General features: G+C 71.7%; 11 protein-coding genes. 4 read left to right on the top strand and 7 right to left on the bottom strand.

Annotation, left to right across the window (positions count from 1 at the left end):
* Positions 1-68 precede the first annotated feature (68 nt).
* A complete protein-coding gene (locus ACIBF8_RS22150) occupies positions 69-533 on the top strand; it encodes a helix-turn-helix transcriptional regulator (protein ID WP_396785237.1) in 465 nt (154 codons plus the stop codon).
* Between the two features lie 68 nt (positions 534-601).
* Here ACIBF8_RS22150 and ACIBF8_RS22145 read toward each other — a convergent pair whose 3' ends face one another.
* From ACIBF8_RS22145 to ACIBF8_RS22135, 3 genes are all read right to left on the bottom strand, one after another.
* Complete coding sequence (locus ACIBF8_RS22145) at positions 602-3,880, bottom strand: lamin tail domain-containing protein (protein ID WP_396785236.1); 3,279 nt, start codon at positions 3,878-3,880, stop codon at positions 602-604.
* 92 nt (positions 3,881-3,972) lie between these two features.
* Positions 3,973-4,989: a GNAT family N-acetyltransferase gene (locus ACIBF8_RS22140; RefSeq protein WP_396785247.1), complete on the bottom strand. Its 1,017-nt coding sequence runs from the start codon at positions 4,987-4,989 to the stop codon at positions 3,973-3,975.
* Between the two features lie 72 nt (positions 4,990-5,061).
* Positions 5,062-6,549, bottom strand: coding sequence for a lytic murein transglycosylase (locus tag ACIBF8_RS22135; protein ID WP_396785235.1), 1,488 nt, complete (start codon positions 6,547-6,549; stop codon positions 5,062-5,064).
* A 55-nt stretch (positions 6,550-6,604) separates the two neighbouring features.
* On the opposite strand from ACIBF8_RS22135, the gene ACIBF8_RS22130 reads away from it, so the two are divergent.
* Complete coding sequence (locus ACIBF8_RS22130; RefSeq protein WP_396785234.1) at positions 6,605-6,820, top strand: zinc ribbon domain-containing protein; 216 nt, start codon at positions 6,605-6,607, stop codon at positions 6,818-6,820.
* Positions 6,821-6,972: 152 nt separating this feature from the next.
* Complete coding sequence (locus ACIBF8_RS22125; protein WP_396785232.1) at positions 6,973-9,813, top strand: ATP-binding protein; 2,841 nt, start codon at positions 6,973-6,975, stop codon at positions 9,811-9,813.
* A gap of 210 nt (positions 9,814-10,023) precedes the next feature.
* Here ACIBF8_RS22125 and ACIBF8_RS22120 read toward each other — a convergent pair whose 3' ends face one another.
* Both ACIBF8_RS22120 and ACIBF8_RS22115 read right to left on the bottom strand, forming a co-directional pair.
* Entirely contained in the window at positions 10,024-10,560 is a 537-nt protein-coding gene (locus tag ACIBF8_RS22120; RefSeq protein WP_396785230.1) for a phospholipase, read from the bottom strand.
* 180 nt (positions 10,561-10,740) lie between these two features.
* Positions 10,741-12,399: a glycoside hydrolase family 10 protein gene (locus tag ACIBF8_RS22115; RefSeq protein ID WP_396785228.1), complete on the bottom strand. Its 1,659-nt coding sequence runs from the start codon at positions 12,397-12,399 to the stop codon at positions 10,741-10,743.
* 202 nt (positions 12,400-12,601) lie between these two features.
* Between ACIBF8_RS22115 and ACIBF8_RS22110 the strand changes: the two genes are divergently transcribed.
* Positions 12,602-14,104, top strand: a complete 1,503-nt coding sequence (locus ACIBF8_RS22110; RefSeq protein WP_396785227.1) for an amino acid permease — start codon at positions 12,602-12,604, stop codon at positions 14,102-14,104.
* A 147-nt stretch (positions 14,105-14,251) separates the two neighbouring features.
* On the opposite strand, the gene ACIBF8_RS22105 is transcribed toward ACIBF8_RS22110, so the two are convergent.
* Together ACIBF8_RS22105 and ACIBF8_RS22100 are read right to left on the bottom strand one after the other, a co-directional pair.
* Complete coding sequence (locus ACIBF8_RS22105; protein ID WP_396785225.1) at positions 14,252-14,977, bottom strand: methyltransferase domain-containing protein; 726 nt, start codon at positions 14,975-14,977, stop codon at positions 14,252-14,254.
* A gap of 217 nt (positions 14,978-15,194) precedes the next feature.
* A complete protein-coding gene (locus ACIBF8_RS22100) occupies positions 15,195-15,503 on the bottom strand; it encodes a hypothetical protein (RefSeq protein WP_396785224.1) in 309 nt (102 codons plus the stop codon).
* Positions 15,504-15,539: the final 36 nt, after the last annotated feature.

Genomic DNA, 15,539 nt, shown 5'->3' with positions numbered 1-15,539 from the left:
CCGCCCAGTCCTCCACGCTCAGCACCTCCCGATGCTTCAGGAGGTGGTCCCGATTCAGCCGGAACCACATGGTCAGTTTTCAGGCGGAGCCGACAATCGTCCGGGCGGTCCGTCGCCACGCCGACCTCAGCCAACGTGAGCTGGCCCGACGGGCAAAGGTGCACCATGCCACCATCGGCCGCATCGAAGCCGGTCGGACTGTTCCCAGCATCGAACTGATCCGCCGGATAGTCGGGGTCGCCGGATGTCGACTGGCCGTCGTCGACGAGTTCGGCCGCGTGCTCAAGCCGATGCGGGACTGGGAAGACACGCGCGACGGTGCGGGGCGCCGCTACCCGTCGCACCTGGACACCATCCTCGACCCTGAGCCGGGGGAGTGGTGGGCGGACATCTACGGGCTGGCCCGCCCGCCCGAGACGTTCTACCGCAATCGGGAGGTCCGGGACGCGATGCGTCGGCGCAGCCAATGGGAGGTACGGGTAGCCAGGCATCGCGGCGATCCGCCGCCGCCACAGCTCTGGCGAAACCGCTGACCCACGGATGGACGACGGCCCGCCGATCCCCATCGGGACGGCGGGCCGTCGTCGCGCACGTTCCGCGATCAGTCGTCGTTGGTGATCGTCCCCGTCGCCAGCGGGTCGGCCAGTCGGAGGCCGGGCACGCCGGCCACCAGCAGGGTCAGCTTCTCGTCCGCCTCCCGCTTACGGTCACCACGCACCGTCACCGGGAAGGCCACCGACGTCTGCCCGGCGGCCAGCACCTTGCAACCGGCGTACGGGTCGAAGTCGGAACCGGCCTGGGCGGTGAGGCCGACGGTGGCGGCGCAGAGCAGCACCGACTGGGACAGCGGCCGGGACACGGTGGCGGTGAAGGTGAGCTGCCGGGTGCCCTGGTTGCCCTCGACCACCGCCGTGTCGGCCACGGTCAGCGACGCCCGGGACCGGAACCGGGCCACCTGCGGGTCGTGGTCACTGGACCCCCGTGACCCGTCACCGGCGAACTCCGCCGGCCAGTCGGCGTTGATGTGCGCCGCCCGCACCTGCACCAGGTCGCCGTAGAACGCGTCGTTGACGAACAGGTGGTCGAGTGTCTGCGCCTGCCCCTCGAAGCTGTACGAGTAGGCGGAGGCCGGCACGTCCGCGACCAGGTTGTCCCACAGGTTGTGCAGGCCCGCCTCGTAGAGCGGGGCGAGCTGGTCCGACGGCGTCGGCTGATCACCGGTGGCGATGGGATCATCCGGACGCGGGAAGACGTTCAGGTCCCCGCCGTAGACCACCCGGGCGGTCTGGTCGGCGGCCTCGATCGCGGTGACGATCGCCGCGCCGTAGCGCGCCTGCTCCCGCCGCTGCCCCACCCGGCTGTCCGGACCGGAGGAGTAGTGGTTGCTCAGCGCGTACAGGGTGAACCGCTCGGTCGAGCCGGGTGCCGCGGCCACGCTGAACTTGCCCAGCTGTGGAGCACGGGTGAAGACGTTGTTCCCGTCCCGACCGGTCGAGGTGTCCACGTCCGGCGGCAACACCGCGTTGAGAGCCTTCGGGTTCTGCACGTCCGCGTTGGCCGGCAGCCCCGCAGCCCGGTACTGGACCGTCGGTGCCGAGCCCAGCAGGGGGTCGCTCGCCGTCGCGGCCCCCAGCGACAACCGGTCCGTGCGGTACAGGAACGCGGCGGTGATACCGCGGGCGTCCGCGCCGGTCCGGTCATAGGCTGCGGCGTACGCGGGCCCACCGGCCGCCGCCACCGTGAGCGCCAACTCCTGGATGCTGTCCGGAGCGCCATCGGCGTTGTTGGTGTCGCCGCAGCTCAGCGCCGCCCCGGAGATCGTGCAGATGTCCTGGTCCTCGGCCTCCTGCACCAGGATCAGGTCCGGTGCGTGCAGATCCTTGACGATCTGGTCGGCGAGTGCGGCCAACTGCTCGCGGTACTCCGCCTCGCTGCTCGGCACGTAGTCGAACGGCGGATTGACGCCCACGCAACCCGCGTTGCCGGCGAAGTCGCAGCCGTCGAACGGGTCGTCGCGGTAGTCGTACAGGTTCTCCACGTTGTAGGTGGCCACGGCCACCTCCTGCGATCGGTCGGCCGGCTTGGGCGGGTTGTTCTTCGACGGGTCGGCTCCGGCGTCGAATTGCGCCCGCTCGACCTGGACGCCGTACTTCTCGAACGAGTAGTAGACCCCGCCCACCGCGTCCGCCCGCAGCGTGTCGAAGGTGTGCACCGGCGGGAGCAGCGCGGCGCTGTCCCCGGTGGTGGCCTTCACGCCCATGCTGCCGAGCAGCGTCCGCTGGCCGTTACCGTCGTCGAAGCGGCGGGTCGGGTCGTTGTCCAGCGGGTGCGAGTCACGGAAGACCCGCCGGGAGTACGGGTCGGCGCGGTCCAGCAGCGGGTCGTCGCGGTCCACCACCCACAGCTCCGCGTCGGCGGTGGAGGAGAAGACGTCCCGGCCACTCACCGCGCCGCTGCCCGCGCGGACCCGCATCCGGGAGCCCTCGTGCCGCTCCCAGAAGCGCTGCGCGTCGGTCAACACGGCCGGCGGCACCGCGTCGGTCACCGCGACCGCGGTGTCCACGGCCAGGCCGCCCGCGATCCGGCGGACCAGCGAGGCGCCGGAGAGCTGGGTGAGGTTGTAGTACTCCGACACCCGGGCCCGCAGCACCACCTCGTCGCCGACCGTCGGCACGTAGCCGCCGATCAGCGAGGTGAACGTGCCCATGAACACGAAGATGCCGTCGGAGCTGGTCGGGTCGCCGTCGGTGTCGCCGACCCGGCTCTGCAGGAAGAACCCGTGCTGCGCCGCCCCGGCCGAGGTGCGGGCCAGGGTCAGCTGGGTGATCACACCGCGTACGTCGTACAGCGTGCTGCTCGTGCCGTTGCCGCTCGCCGGTGCCAGCGGCGACCGGTCGGTCGGACCGGACTCGGCGTCGGTGGTCGGACCCTGCACCTCACCGACGGTCAGCTCCCGGGTCACCTGCACGGCCAGCGCGCAGCTGGCGGTGCCACCGCCCGCGTCGGTCGCGGTGAGGGTCACGGTGTACGCCCCGGCGGCGAGGTCGGCGCTCGCGCCGACCGTGGCGCGGGCGGTGCCGCCCAGCCCGTCGGCGGGGGTGAACGCGGTGCGGGTGATCGAGCCGGAGGTCGGGCTCGGGTTGATCGCGGTCACCGCCAGGTCGACGATCGTGTCGTCGGGGTCGGTGGCGGTCACCTCGCGGCTCGCGGCCGTGCCACCGGCGGTGACCAGCGGCCCACCGCAGGTCAGCGTGGCCGGTACGTCGACGGGCCCACCGCCGTCGATGGTGTGTGCGCCCAACCCGTCGAACGTGTCGACGGGGAGGCCGGCCCACTGCGCGGCGGGGTCGAACGCGTCCGACGGGTCGGTGTCGCCGGCGGTGACGCTCGGCAGCCGACGCAGCGTGTTGTCCGCCGTGCTGGTGACGCCGGCACCCCACTCGGTGCCCGGGTCGACACCCACCTGGCCGATCGAGTCGAGCACCGTGGTGCCCCGGCGCAGCACGATGGCGTCGTCACCGTTGAAGAGGCTGGCACCGGTGGTCTGGTCGGCCTGAGCGAGGATGGCCGCCCCGGCCGAGGCGCTGGCGAAGACGAACGCGTCGCCGGCCGCCACGGTGCCGGTCAGGGCGATCGTGGTGGCCGTGGTGGAGCCGTTGAAGTAGAGCTGCAACTGGTAGCCGCCGGCCGTCAGGTCGACGGCGGCACCGGTGCCGTTGAACAGCTCGATCGCCTTGTTGTTCGACGAACCCTCGACGTACTCCGAAATGAACAGGTCGGTGGGCGCGGCGCTGGCCGCGGTGGGTGCGACGCCGAGCGCCGTGAGGGTCACGGCGGCGGTGGCGGTCGCGAGCGCGGCGATTGAGCGGCGCGGGCGCATAGGGCCTCCACGATGGGCGGATGGGAGTCAACGCACGTTAAGGTGCGCGACTGTCCACCGTCCATCCTCAAGTGGACAGTTTCGTGAATTCCTCAGCGGGCCGGATCGAGGCGGTGCACCAGCTCGGCGACGTCGACGCTGTATTCGCACCAGTCCCGGTCGGGGCGGTAGCCCAGCTCCGCGTTGACCTTGAGCATCGCCTCGTTGGCCTGCGCGTTCCAGGTCTGCACCTCGATCAGCTCCGGCTCGGCGGAGCGCAGCTCCAGCAGCATCCGAGCCTTGATCGCCCGATCGATGCCGTAGCCCCGGTGATCCTGCGCGACGATCGTGTCGTACTGGTCCGCCCGGGTCGGGTGCTGCGCCGGCACCACCACCTCGGTCAGGCCGGCCACCTCGCCGCTCTGCTCGTGCCGGGCGAGCACGATGTACGGCTTCATGCCCCGCCGGTGCAGGGTGTCGAGACTGTCGCGCAGCCGCTCCGGGTCGTACGAGCTGGGGCGCAACTCGCCGTCCTCGACGTCGCGCACCTCGGCCTTGGCCCGCGCGTACGCCTCGATCAGGTCGTCCGGCGGCCCGCCGGGGAAGAACTCCAGCTGGTAGCCCGCTCCGATGCCGGTGGCCATCTCGGTCAACTCGGCCCAGTCGACGGCGGTCAGGTCGAGCACGCTGCGCGTCTCCACGTACTCCCGGTTGAAGCCGAGCGACTCGTAGAACCCGACCGCGGGCGTGTCGCCGACGACCTCGACCCCGATCGACCGGAAGCCCTCCTGGTAGACCCGGCGCGCGGCGCGCAACACCAGGTCGCGACCGAGGCCGCTGCGCCGCACCGACGGGTGCACCAGCACCTCGAGCACACCGATGTCGCCCAGCAGGAGCACGTGCACCTGGCCGAGCACCGCGCCCGTGTCGCCGGGAGCGGTCGGCTCGGCCTGGGCGATCCAGGAGATCCGCCGCTCGCCGGGCATCACCTCGGCGAGGTATTCCCGCAGCGAAGTCTCCCGCCAGGGCGGGTCCTGCGGCAGATCGGCCGCCAGGACCGCGTTCAGCGTGGCCAGCAGCGACGCGATCTCGGCGGACGACGCGGTCCTGGGGTCCCACTCGCGCACCATCACCCGTCTAGCTTGCCGCTAACAGCTGCCCGGGGGAAGTGTCCAGTTCTCCAACGTATCGAGACGATCACTTCACGAGCGACTCGCCCGTCCGTACCGGTTCGCGGTGTCGTAGACGTCCTGGGCGTACCGCCGTACATCGTTGTAGGACAGGATCGCGTTCCACCAGTCGGCCGCGATGCTCAGGTTGCGCCCGCCCTTGCAGAGGTAGTTTCCGGCTGCCAGGGCGGCGTCGTCCAGGTCGTGTGGGTCCTTGCGACCGTCGTTGTCGGCGTCCGCGCCGATCTCCTGCCAGGTGGTCGGGATGAACTGCATCGGCCCGATCGCGCGGTCGAGGGTCGAGTCCCCGTCGAGCGCCCCACGGTCGGTGTCGATGATCCGCATCCGACCGTCCTTCCCGTCCAGCGGCAGCCCGATGATGTTGGGCAGCGCCTTGCCGTCCTGGCCCAACCGCGCGCCGTTGGCGGAGCCGTGCCCCGATTCGACCTGGCCGATCGCGGCCAGCGTGGTCCAGCTCAGCGCACAGCTGCGGTTGGTCTGGGCGAGCACCAGCTCGGCGTAGCCGTACGCCTGCATGGCGACCGCAGGGACGCCGACCTTGGCGCCGACCTGCTGCGCCCAGCCGGCCAGGGCGTCCGACGGGCGACCGCCGATCACCGGCCCGCCGGTCGGCAGCCCGTTGCCGGGCAGCCCGCCGCTGGGCAGTGGCACGGTCGGCAGCGGCCCGGTGGGTAGCGGCCCGGTGGGTAGGCCGGACGGCACCGCCGACGGCGCCACCCCGGCCGGTGTGGCGGAGGCGTCGGCCGCGACCGGGCGCGGTGCGCGGATCGCGGCCGGCACGACCAGCGCTCCCGCCGCCGCGGTAGCGGCCACCAGCGCCAGCAGGAAGACGCCGGGCAGGGTCAGCCGACCACTCGGGCGGCGCGCCCAGGCGCGGGTCGCGCGGGCGGCGGAGGCCGCTGCCTGGCCGGGCGGCAGGCGTACCGCGTGCGCGAACGGCACCCGACGCCGGCGGGCCGGCTCGGACGCCGGCACGACCGGGAGCTCGTCCACAGTGGTCTTCGCCGGGTCCACGGTCTTCGTCGGGTCCGCGGTCTTCGTCGGATCCGCCGCGCCGGCCACGGTGACGGTCTTCGCGTCGTCGGCCGGCGCGTCGGCACCCGACTCGTCGGCCGGCTTCGGCGCGGCCGGGGCACTGGCGCTGCCGGTCTTCCGCTCGTCGGTCTCCGCAGCATCGGCCTCGGGGAGATCGGCCTTCGGGCCTGCGGCCTCGGCGGCGTCGGCCCTGGCGTCGTGGGCCTTCGGGCCTGCGGCCTTGGCGTCGTGGGCCTTCGGGCCTGCGGCCTCGGCGGCGTCGGCCTTGGCGTCGTCGGCCTTGGCGGTTTCGGCCTGCGGTGGCGTGGTCGGCGCACCTTCGGAACGCCCGCTCAGCCAGGGGCGGCGGGGGCGGGGCACCTTGCGCACCGGATCGGGCGCGGCCCCCGAGCCTTCGAGTGGCCCGTCCAGCGGCGCGGCCGGTCGTAACGGTTGCACACGCGTGTCGTCCTCGCCGTCCACCACCCGTCGAGTATCACCCATGCTCCGCCAGCCGTCAGATCCACGTACCCTGAGTGGCATGCCCAGGTACGAGTTCCGCTGCCGCGCCTGCGGTGACACCTTCGAGGTCAACCGTTCGATGGCGGCGGCCGGTGAGCCAGCCAGCTGTCCGCAGGGACACGCCGACACGGTCAAGTTGCTTTCCGCGGTCGCGGTCACCGGCCGGGGTGGTGCCGCCGGTGCTGCTCCGGCACCCGCCGGTGGTGGCTGCTGTGGCGGTGCCTGCGGCTGCTGAACGGGCCAATCCACCGCCGCATGGTGGGGCGGCCTTGCCGGGAGCGGGTCCGAGTGGCACCTTGAGGCGGCACCTGCCCGGCCGTTCTCACGATGTGTGATCGTTCGGACTCAGGCAGCATGAACCCGACGTCACGGGCGGAGGTTCCTCGCATGTCGCCACGGATCCAGCTCCCGAGCGGTTGGGTGACCTTCGTGTTCACCGATATCGAGGGCTCGACCCGGCTGGCCCAGCTGCTCGGCCCGGACTACCGCCCGGTGCTCGCCGAGCATCGGCGGCTGCTGCGCCGGACGCTGGCCAGCACGGGTGGCGCGGAGCTGCTGACCGAGGGCGACTCGTTCTTCCTCGCCTTCGAGGACGCCACCGCCGCGCTGACCGCGTGCCTGACCGCCCAGCGGGCATTGTCCAGCCACGACTGGCCCACCCCCGAAGCCGCGCCCCGGGTGCGGATGGGCTTGCACACCGGTTATGCCGAGCCACGAGACGGCGAGTACGCCAGCGCGGAGGTGCACCGGGCCGCCCGGGTGGCCGCCGCCGCGCACGGCGGGCAGGTGCTCTGCACGGCGTCCACCGCACGTCGGGCCGAGCCGTTGCCGCCGGGTGCCGCCCTGCTCGACCTGGGCCTGCACCGCCTGCGCGGCTTCGACGACCGGGAACGACTTTTCCAGCTGGTCGCGCCGGGCCTGGAGCGGCAGTTCCCCCGGCCACGTACCGCCGACGCGGTGGCGCACAACCTGCCCACCCAGGTGACCTCGTTCGTTGGCCGGCAGGCCGAGCGCATCGAGCTGGGCCTGCTGGTGCGGCAGCACCGCCTGGTCACCGTGCTGGGCGCGGGCGGGGCGGGCAAGACCCGGCTCGCCGTGGAGTTGGCCAGCGGGATGGTCGAGGCGTACCCGGATGGGGTCTGGTTCGTCGACATCGCCTCGGTGACCGACCCGGGGCTGGTGGCGTTCGCGATCGCCGCCGTGCTCGGCCTGCGCCCCGAGCCGGGTCGGCCGATGGTGGACACCCTCGTCGAGTACGCGGCCGGCCGCCGGATGCTGGTCGTCCTGGACACCTGCGACACCCAACCGGCCGCCTGCGCGGAGGTGATCGCCCGGTTGCTGTCCGGCGGGGGTGGCGTACGGGTGCTGGCGACCAGTCGGGAGTCGTTCAGCCTGCCCGGCGAGGTGGTGTGGCGGATTCCGCCGCTGTCGGTCGACCCGAGCGCGGACGGCGCGGAGAGCGACGCGGTGGCGCTGCTGCTGGACCGTACGGCGGCGGCCCGCGGTGGTCGGCAACCGGACCCGGAGGAGTCCGCCGACCTGCGTCGGGTCGTGCAGCGGCTGGACGGCCTGCCGCTCGCCATCGAGTTGGCCGCCGCCCGGCTGCGGGTGCTCTCCGTCGGCCAACTCGCCGAGCGGTTGGACGATGTCCTCGGCACCCTGGACGCCGGCCGGGAGGATCCGGATCCGCCACCGGTGGAGCGGGGTTGGTCCGGCAACCAGCAGGACACCGTGGACCTGGTCGCGGCGGCGGCCGGTGCGTCGCCGCCCACCCCGGCGAGCCGGGCGGTGCAGCGCTCCGTCACCGAGCGGCATCTGACCATGCAGGCCACCGTGACCTGGTCGTACCGGACGCTGGGGCCCCGGGCCGCCCGCCTGCTGCGGTGGCTGGCGGTCTTCGCCGGCCCGGTGGATCTGGCGACGGTGGAGTGGCTGCTGGGTGACGATCCGCTGGACCCACTCTCGGTCCTGGTGGACAAGTCGATGGTGTTGGCCGAGCCGCGGGCCGCCGGCAGCACCTATCGGATGCTCGACCCCATCCGGGCGTACGCGGCGCGGCGGTTGGCCGAGGCGGGTGAGGAGCAGGCCGCCCGGGACCGGCACGTGGCCTGGTCGGCGCACGCGTTGGACCGGGCGCACCTGGGGCAGGACGGCCGGCCGGTGACCCTGTCGTTGTACTCCCTCGATCCACTGGCCGGGGAGCTGCGCGCCGCGCTGCGCTGGTGCGCCACCGGCGGCAGCGCGCGGGCCGGTCTCGGTCTGGCCGGCGGGCTGGACCAGTGGTGGCTGGAGCGGGGCCTGGCCCGGGAGGGGCGGCTGTGGCTGTTCCGGCTGTACGGGCGGATCGCGGAGACGGGGGAACGGATCCCGGAGGCGGAGCTGGCGGCGGCGTACCACATGCACTCGCTGCATGCCAGCGCCGACGGTGAGTTCGCCGAGGAGCTGCGCTACTCCCAGCGGGCGGAGGCGGCCGCCCGGCAGGCCGGCGACGCCGGCCTGCTGGCCCGGGTGCTCGCCGGCCGGGCCGCGCCGCTGGTGGACATGGGGCAGTTCGCCGAGGCCGAGCGGGTGTGCCGCGAGGTCATCGACTGGGCGCACGGGCAGGACGTGGTCGGCGAGGCGCTGTTCGCGGTGTTCAGTCTGGCCGAGCTGCTCTGGCGGCGGGGCGCCCTGGAGGAGGCGGCCGAGCTGCTGGGGGCGGTGCGCCCGGTGGAGGCGGCCCGACCCGTGGAGCGGGGCCGGCGGTCGGTGGACATGCTGCTCGGCATGGTCGCGTTGGCCCGGGGCGACGTGATCGCCGCGCACGAGCATCTGTTGGTGGCGCTGCGTTCCCGGATGGGCCACGGCTACCACGGCCGGGCGTGCGACACCTTGAACGCGGTCGCGGTCCGCTGCGCGATCGGTGGGGAGCAGCTGACCGCGGCCCGGTTGTTCGGGGCCGCGCAGGCCACCCGGGCGAGCATGCGTGCCACCCCGGGCATCTTCGGCGGCTACTGGGCCGAACAGCAGGCGGAGTTGCGAGCGGTGTTGGGCGACGCGGCCTTCGACGACGCGTACGGCGAGGGTGCCGAGTTGGGGCTGGACGAGGCCGCGGCGCTGGCACTCGACGTGGAACACCCGGACCTGGCGGCCGATTCGACCCGCTTCAGCACCGGCCTGTCCCAACCAGCCCCGCGCCGCCCAGCCGACCCCGACCGCCACCCCGCCACCCGAACCGAACGCGCCTAACTCGGAAGTAGACCTACTTCCTCCCGGTTAGGGCCGCTTCGCGCAGCGGAGCGACAGGGACTAACCCCCACCCACCCCACCCCTCCCCGCTCCCTGCCCGGTCTGGCCGTGTTGATCAAGAGGTTTGCGTCAGGAAACACGCTTCCGGTGACCGAAACCTCTTGATCAACACCGTCTAGGGGTGGGGTGGGGGTGGGGGTGGGGTTGGTGTTAGCGGCGGGCGGCGTTGGCTTCGGCTTGGGCCTTCATGCGGGCGGCGCGGTCGATGTCGGCCTGCTGGACGGCCGCTACCGAGCCGAAGATGCTGACCGCCTGGTAGTAGGTCCAGGCCAGGCTGTAGCAGGCTGGCCGGACGACCGTGTTGTACGTGGCGCAGACGCGCTTCAGGTCCTCGTAGAAGGCGCTGTCGAGGCGGGACTTGTTGGCCGGGAACTGGCCGACCGCCTTGTAGTTGCGGTAGCCGAAGTCGTGCCGGTAGCAGCCCAGGTTGAAGGTGAAGCCGAGGGGGTTGTCCGGGCTGGACGAGCAGTAGTCGGTGGACCAGTTGAAGTTGTACTCGGCCCAGGGGGCCCGGTTGACCCGGGCGCTGTTCCACGAGTTGTAGCTGGATGCGCTGGTCTGGGTCCAGCTGGACAGTACGGAGAGCCGTTGTTCGGTGGTGACGGCGGCGGCGGGGGAGGCGATGGTGAGGGTGGCGAGCAGCGCTAGCGCGCCCGAGGCGATCAGGGTGGCGAGACGTCGGGACACGGGTTACCTCCGCGGGGGTGAGCGGGTGGGCCGGAAGTTACCGGCGGGTTACCGGATGTCGATGAGTGTCGATCAGCTGATCAACTAGGCGGTATGCGTGTCGCCAACTATTGGTGACATACGTTGAAACAGACGAATGCCCCGGGCGCGCACGGCGTCCGGGGCATTCAGAGGAGCGGGTCAGCGCAGGGTGAACACCGGCGGGCTCGCCGGGCTCTCGTTGGCCGACCGGTCCAGCGCGGTCAGCTGGTACGTGTAGCGCCGACCGGGCTCGGCCGACGTGTCCACCCAGGACTGGGTGCCGCCGGAGGTGGCCCGGACGGTGTCGATCAGGTGCGCGGCGTCGGCCGTGGCGCACCGACCGGGCAGCGCGGTGCCGTCGAACCGGTAGATCGCGTACGAGGTGGCGGTGCCCAGTGGGCCGGCGCCGTCGGCGGGCTGGCGCCAGGTGAGCCGAACCCCGTCGGCCTCCCGGGCGACCTTGGTGACCACCGGGAAGAGCAGCGGCCGGGCCGGCAGGTGCGGCATGGCTGGCACCAGCGCCCGGCGGGAGTAGTGCTCGCTGGCGTAGATGTCGGTGGCACCGAGCCGGTTGGCCCGTACCTGCACCGCGGAGAAGTGCACGTTGCCCTGCACCTCCGGGTACGACCGGTTGAGCGTCAGGTGGTCGGACAGCTCACGCGGGTTCTGCCAGTACGGCCCGTACGCCGGGTCGCCGCTCTTGTAGTCGGCCTGGCCGATGTAGAGCTGCACGCGCGTGCCGCGCACCGTCTCGGCCCACCACGGCACGAGGCGCGCGTAGTCGGCCGCCGGGTACTGGCCGATGTACCAGTAGAGCTGCGGCACCACGTAGTCGATCCACTCCTGCTTGATCCACTTGCGGGTGTCGGCGGAGATGATGTCGTACGACTGGCTGCCGGTGGTGTCCGAACCGAGCGGGTCGGCGGTCTGGTTGCGCCAGATGCCGAACGGGCTGACCCCGAACTTCACCCACGGCTTCGCCGCCTTGATCTTCCCGTTCATCTCCTGGATCAGCAGGTTGATGTTGTCCCGCCGCCAGTCGGCCCGGTCGGTGAAGCCCCGGTTGTGCGCCGCGAAGGTCGCGTCGTCCGGCACCTGGTAGGTGCCGCTGGGGTAGGGGTAGAAGTAGTCATCGAAGTGGACGCCGTCGATGTCGTACCGCTTGACCGCGTCCAGCATCGCGGTCTGGACGAACTCGCGGACCTCGGGGATGCCGGGGTTGTAGTAGAGCCGGCTGCCGGCCACGCCGGCCGGCGGGTAGGCGAAGGTCCAGTCGGGGTGCTGCTGGGCCGGGTGGCCGGGGGCGAGTTGGGTGAGGTCGGCGCCGGCGCCGCCGGGGGCCGGCATGGAGACGCGGTACGGGTTGAACCAGGCGTGGAACTCGAGGTTCCGCTTGTGCGACTCGTCGACCAGGAAGGCCAGCGGATCCCAGCCCGGGTCCTGGCCGCGTACGCCGGTCAGGTATTCCGACCAGGGCTCGTACGGTGAGGGCCAGAGCGCGTCGGCGGTGGGTCGGACCTGCACCACGACGGCGTTGTGGTGCAACCGCTCGGCGAGGTCCAACAGTGCGCGGTACTCGGCCTGCTGCGCGGCGATCCGATCCGGGCTGGTCTGGGATGCCTTGCTCGGCCAGTCGATGTTGACCACCGACGAGATCCACATGGCCCGGAACTGCCGCTTCGGGGTGGCCGGGTCGGTGGCGCAGGTGGCGGTGGTGGTGCCGGCCCCGCTGGGTGCGGCGCTCGCGGGGGTGACGGTGACGAACGTGCCGACCAGGGCTGCGACCAGCCCGGCGGCTCCGATTCGGGTGGCTTTCATGCGGTGCGTCCCTTCGTTGGGGCTCCCGGATGCTTCGCGCGGCGTACGGCAAGATTCGCCGTCGATGTCCGCGTTGCTGGTAGGAAATTTTCATAGTCTGGCCGTCGCCGCAAGGGTTCGTGGTTGACCAATCGCGCCGCTGGGTAGCAACGGCGGTCACCGGCTGCCACGGAGGTGGTCGTACGGCGGGAGGGGTGACCGGGTGTCCGTGCTGCGCACGAAGCCAATCAAGGACGTGATAGCTCAAGGTGAGGCGGACGGCACCGACGGCCAGCTGGGGCTGAAGAGACGGCTCGGCGCGATCGACCTCACCGGCTTCGGCATCGGCATCGTGATCGGCACGGGCATCTTCACGCTCACCGGGATCGAGGCCCGCGACAGCGCCGGGCCGGGCGTGGTGATCTCCTTCGCCATCGCCGGCGTGGTGGCCCTGCTCGCCGCCCTCTGCTACGCCGAACTGGCCTCCAGCGTGCCGACCGCCGGCAGCGCCTACACCTACGCGTACGCCACGATGGGCGAGATCGTCGCCTGGATCATCGGCTGGGACCTGCTGCTGGAGTTCGCGCTCGGCGCCGCCGTGGTGGCCCGAGGCTGGTCCGGCTACCTCGCCGAGCTGCTCGACCTGCCGACCCGATGGTTCGGCGAGGAGGGCAGCACGATCAACGTGGGTGCCATCGCCATCGTCCTGATCCTTGGCGTCGTGGCGATCGTCGGCATCCGGGAGTCCGCCCGGATCACCAACCTGCTGGTGCTGATCAAGGTGGCCATCTGCGTTTTCGTGGTAGTTGCCGGGCTGTTCTTCGTCAAGGCCGCCAACCTCACCCCGTTCATTCCGCCGGCCGAACCCGCCGGAAGCGGTGACGACGGCATCAAGCAACCGGTCACGCAGGCGCTGTTCGGGCTGGAACCGTCGGTCTTCGGCTTCGTCGGCGTGCTCAGCGCCGCGGCCGTGGTCTTCTTCGCCTACACCGGCTTCGAGGCCGTGGCCAACCTGGGTGAGGAGACGAAGAAGCCCAAGCGGGACCTCACCCTGGGTCTGCTCGGCACGTTGCTGATCTCCACCGTGCTCTACATCGGCGTCTCGCTGGTGGTGGTCGGGATGGTGCCGTACACCGAGATCGACCGGGGTGCCCCGATCGCGTCCGCCTTCGAGTCGGTCGGCGCGGGCTGGGCCGCCGTGCTGGTCTCCATCGCCGCGGTCGCCGGCCTGACCAGCGTCATCCTGGTCGACCTGGTGGCGATGGGCCGGATCGGCTTCGCCATCGCCCGGGACGGGTTGATCCCGCCGTCGATCGCGAAGGTGCATCCGCGCTGGGGCACCCCGTACCGGATCTCGGTGATCATGACGGTGGGGGTCGCGCTGCTGGCCGGGCTCCTGCCGCTGTCCGCGCTGGCCGATCTGGTCAGCATCGGCGCGCTCTGCGCGTTCGTGCTCGTGTCGGTGGCGGTGCCGATCCTGCGCCGTCGGCGGCCGGACCTGGAGCGGCCGTTCCGGGTGCCCTTCTCGCCGGTGCTGCCGATCGTCTCGGCGCTGGCCTGCCTCTACCTGATGCTCAACCTGTCGGTGGAGACCTGGCTGCGGTTCCTGGCCTGGATGCTGCTCGGCGCCTTGATCTACTTCGGCTACGGCTACCGCCGCAACCGGTTGGCCCGACACGAGCCGGCCGTCGCCCCGGCCGCCCGGGAGCCGACCGCCGACAGCTGATCCGGCGATGAGAAAGGGCCCTCTGTCGACGGTATGGTGCGCTCCTCGCGCGAGTCCACCCAGCCCTCGCGTTGATCATGAAGTTATTGCCATCGATGACGGCGTGTCGCCGCAATAACTTCATGATCAACCAAGGGTGGGTAGGTCCTAGTCGAAGAAGCGGGCCAGGTGGGACTGGGGTGCCGGGTCGGCGTCCGGGGGGAGGGGGGTGAGGTCGGCGAAGATCGAGGCGCCGTCGCAGCCGGCGTGCAACGGGTACCAGCGTGGGGTGCCCGGTGGCCGGAGCTGGCAGATCCCCTTGAACGTCTGGACGTCCATCAGCCGGACGTGGGTCGGGTCGGCCACCGCGTTCACGTGCCCCCACCACGGGCTCATCACGTGCAGCACGCCGCCGGGGCGGAGGACCCGGTGACACTCGTCGACCAGGGGCAGGAAGTCGATCAGGTGCTCCAGGATGTGCACCGCGAAGAGCACGTCCACCGAATTGTCGGCGAGCGGCAGCGAACCGGACAGGTCCGCGACCGCGTCGACGCCGGCTGCCGGGTAGATATCCAGGCCCAGGTTGCTCGACCACTGCTTGGTCGGCCCGCAACCGAGGTCCACGACCACCGGCGCCCGTCCGCCGATGCCCACCCGGCACCAGACGCCGTAGACACCGGCCAGCTGTCCCACCAGGTCGCGTACCAGCCGTAGTTGGGCGGCCTCGGCCACATCGCCGCTCAGGTGGGCCACTCCACGGTCGAACCGCACCTCGACCGCCAGCTCCCGCAGCCGATCGTCGTTGCGGACCTGGTCCGCCCATGCCTGGGCGAGGAATTCGTCGATCGCCCGCAGCCGGTCGGCCGAGGGCGGAGTCTGTGCCAAAGCGACCATTCGGGCCACCTCCCGCCGCGCGATACCCGCAATCGCGCCCGTTATGCCCCGCTAGTCCACCTCGTTGCCTGCTCGGGCGCGGCCAACCACCGGGCGTGTCGCACCAGGCGGGGCAGGGCCGCAGTCATCGTGATGCCACACCGGCATCACGATGACTCACCGGCATCACGCTCAACGGGGACACCGGGCCCCGCGCCGACATGGCCGAGCGGGCGGATCAGCCGGAGATGGTGCGGCGGCCACCGCGCATCCGCTGGCGCGGTGGCGGGGCGGCGGGCTTCGGCCGCTTGAGGTGGTAGCGGTGCAGTTCGTTGTTGCCGGGCAGGGACGGATCCTCGCTCATCGCCACCAACTCCCAGCCCTGGTCGCCGGCCCGGTTCAGGTGGGCCAGTGCGGTGTCGCCGTACGGCGTCACGTCGACCATCGAACCGTCCGGGCCGTACCAGACGAAGACGACCTCCCAGCCGAGGTCGTTGGTCGCGGCCTGACGGCGGCGGACCAGCAGGGCGTACTCCCACTTGAGCATGGCGCCATTCTCACCCCGCACCGACCCGTGGGCACG

It is taken from the genome of Micromonospora sp. NPDC050276 (assembly GCF_044459545.1).
Classification (GTDB): domain Bacteria; phylum Actinomycetota; class Actinomycetes; order Mycobacteriales; family Micromonosporaceae; genus Micromonospora.
This window is presented reverse-complemented; position numbering and strand designations above follow the sequence as displayed.

Excerpts from the sequence above, each read along its gene's own strand:
- ACIBF8_RS22105 (WP_396785225.1), bottom strand. The coding sequence starts at position 14,977 with ATGGTCGCTTTGGCACAGACTCCGCCCTCGGCCGACCGGCTGCGGGCG.
- ACIBF8_RS22125 (WP_396785232.1), top strand. The coding sequence starts at position 6,973 with ATGTCGCCACGGATCCAGCTCCCGAGCGGTTGGGTGACCTTCGTGTTC.
- ACIBF8_RS22130 (WP_396785234.1), top strand. The coding sequence starts at position 6,605 with ATGCCCAGGTACGAGTTCCGCTGCCGCGCCTGCGGTGACACCTTCGAG.
- ACIBF8_RS22115 (WP_396785228.1), bottom strand. The coding sequence starts at position 12,399 with ATGAAAGCCACCCGAATCGGAGCCGCCGGGCTGGTCGCAGCCCTGGTC.
- ACIBF8_RS22150 (WP_396785237.1), top strand. The coding sequence starts at position 69 with ATGGTCAGTTTTCAGGCGGAGCCGACAATCGTCCGGGCGGTCCGTCGC.
- ACIBF8_RS22145 (WP_396785236.1), bottom strand. The coding sequence starts at position 3,880 with ATGCGCCCGCGCCGCTCAATCGCCGCGCTCGCGACCGCCACCGCCGCC.
- ACIBF8_RS22140 (WP_396785247.1), bottom strand. The coding sequence starts at position 4,989 with ATGGTGCGCGAGTGGGACCCCAGGACCGCGTCGTCCGCCGAGATCGCG.
- ACIBF8_RS22100 (WP_396785224.1), bottom strand. The coding sequence starts at position 15,503 with ATGCTCAAGTGGGAGTACGCCCTGCTGGTCCGCCGCCGTCAGGCCGCG.